General features: G+C 23.5%; 2 protein-coding genes. One reads left to right on the top strand and one right to left on the bottom strand.

Features of this window, described 5'->3' with window-relative positions:
* Window positions 1–631, top strand: a 631-nt coding sequence (locus tag XO12_RS10915; protein WP_175420323.1) for a PD-(D/E)XK nuclease domain-containing protein, incomplete at its 5' end; no start/stop codon positions are given.
* Between the two features lie 47 nt (window positions 632–678).
* Here the strand turns inward: XO12_RS10915 and XO12_RS11425 are convergent.
* Entirely contained in the window at window positions 679–2,166 is a 1,488-nt protein-coding gene (locus XO12_RS11425) for a hypothetical protein (RefSeq protein WP_254867738.1), read from the bottom strand.
* Between the last annotated feature and the right edge of the window lie 759 nt (window positions 2,167–2,925).

Raw genomic sequence — 2,925 nt, 5'->3', positions numbered from 1 at the left:
AGAATATGAAGACCTTGTAAAACATATAGTAAGTGCAATGGATTTCTCAACAAGAGAAATAGAAGATGCCAATGCAAATATATTCTTTACACAAGCAGGATATCTAACATTCAAAGAAATAAAGAGATATGGATTAGTGAAAAAATATATACTTGACTATCCAAATCTGGAAGTAAAAAACTCATTCTCAAAACTAATATTAGAAGCAAACTATGGACTAAAAGAAGATGAATTAGAAATAGTAAATGAAATATACATAAAAATAGCAGAAAATGACATAAAAGGATTAATAGAAGAAATAAAAAGAATAATAAGTGCAATACCATATAACTTACATAAAAAAGAAGAAAAGTATTATCATTCATTAATATTTAAAATAATAGCATCAGCAGGAATAGATGTAAAAGCAGAAGAATTAACAAACTTAGGACGAAGTGACCTTGTAATAGATTTTGATGAAAGGATATATCTTTTTGAAATAAAAGTAGATAAAAGTGCAATTGATGCAATAAACCAAATAAAAGAAAAAAAATATTATGAAAAATACAAAGGAAAAGAAATATATATAATAGGGATAAATATCAATTCTGAAAAAAGGAATATTGATGATTATATAATTGAAAAGATATAACTGCACACAATCTTAAATTAACAAAATCCCCGTTTTCGGGGATTTTGTTATAAGAATTTATCAATAATCTCATCAATCAAAAAATTTTCATCATCTTCAAAAGAGTAATAACCAAGAGCAATACGTTTTTGACCAAGACCATATTTAATGGCAAAATCACGGATTTTTCCTTTTGGATAAGGAGTAATAGGCCATTTGATATCATAACGAACACAATTTCTCAAAAATACATCAAAGATTTTCATTTCTTCATCACTGAGATCAAAATAGTGAAGAATAAACTCCTTAAAATTCTTCATATTTTTTAAAAGCTCAGTTATGAGTTTTTTTCTTGCTATGAAAAATAAGCAGCCATCGCTAGAAGACATACCTTCGGTAGAATATGGAAGATTATTATTCAAATTATTTATCAGATTTTTCTCTGAAAAATCTGATAACATTATATTAAAAAAATGCATCTTCTCATAATCCATTGAAAAAAAATTAATAAGTTTATTTTTATTAAGTCTTAAAATACTATTTTTTATCATGATTTTTGAAATTTTGATTTTTAATACCGTATATGTTGCGAAAAATAATTTTATAATTTTTCCTTCGTTTAATTTTTCAAATTTTTCTACTGATATCCCAAATAATTTTTTTTTATATATCTTATAATACTCATTTCTAATAGCATAAAGTTTTCTGGATGTGTATTTTATATTATAAGAATTAATAAATTTCATTATTGTTTTTGATTTTATAATTCCCTTTCTGATTTTTAAATCATTATATTTTAAAATAAAGTTTTTTAATTCATTATCTATTTTATAATCTGTAGCAGATACTTCAGGAATAAAATTATAAAAAGTTTTTTTAATCTTTATTCTACCATCTTTATTTAATTGAATAATAGTATTAGCAGTATCAAAAGCTTTCACATCATTATTAATTCTTCTGACTTCAAAAACAGTATCAAGCCAGTTATAAATATACATTAGATCTTCAAAATAATAACCAATATAATATTCAAGCAATTCAGCTGCAACTAATGCTTTCTTTTTATCTTCATTCCTCATCCACCATGCAGCGCCATTTAAACCATTACAAATCATAGTAGGATGTGGAAACTTTTTTGCAGAGTAATATCCTTCTATAAATAACTCATATGCTTTGTTATAATCTTCTTTCTTAATATAATCTCTTGCCTGAGAATACTTTAAAATAGCTTTAACCACATTGTTTTGTACATAATTATCAGAATACGATTTAAATTCCTTATCAAGGATATTATATTTTGTATTTAATAACTTTAAACCAGGAATCATTAAATTCCTGGCATATTCTGAAATGTTATTAAATTTATCTCTTAAATATTTACATTCTTTCTTAGCGAGTTCAAACTGATTATTTTTTACATAAAGAGATATAAGTTCAAACCTTGCTAACTCTCCTAATATTGTTGTTGTTGTTGAAATAACTTTATTTGCATATTTGATAGCAGAATTAAAATCTCTTTTCCATTTTGATTTTAATAATAAAATATAATATTTCAAATCTTCTTTGATGTTGTTTTTATAAATATAATTAATAATCGGGATTGAGTAGATACCAAATCTTATAATATTGAGAACATTTTTTATTTTTTTTCATTAAAACCATCTCCTTAATACACGAGAAATAATATCTTTACTAAAAATTTACCAATATTCTTCCTTTAATTATTTAACAAATCATAAAAATTATATCATTCACAAAAAAGCACAAAATAAGTAAAATTAATAAAAATTATAATATTATTAAAATGTAACAATATTTATTTTTACAAATATCGTGAAATTGTGAAATTATAAAACGCTGATAAAATAAGGATTTATAAAAAATAAAAAAACACTTGAAAGTCATGTTAGAAATGGTAAAATGAAAACAGGGAGGTGGGATAATGAAAAAAAATAATAATATTGATACTTATAGGAATTCTGTTATTTTCAACAATCTTCTTTGCAGGAGATAATGATAAAGAATACACAACCGATTCATCCAACCCTCAAATTCAGCAGGAAATTTCTGAGTAAGTTTTGAAAAAAGGTCCTTATATATTATAACAAAATTTATACACCTTACCAACCGGTTGGAAAAAACTTAAAAAAAATTTTTTGAGTAGATATAATATTTATATTAACAAAGCAAAAAAAGATTGCTGGAAAGCATTTCATAATAAGGTATACGAGGAACTTTTAAGTTTATATTTTAAATATAAAGAGCAGGTGAAAATATGAAAGTAATAGAAGCAAAAAATATTAAAAAAAGTTTTG

It is taken from the genome of Marinitoga sp. 1154, assembly GCF_013363285.1.
Taxonomy (GTDB): Bacteria; Thermotogota; Thermotogae; order Petrotogales; family Petrotogaceae; genus Marinitoga.
This window is presented reverse-complemented; position numbering and strand designations above follow the sequence as displayed.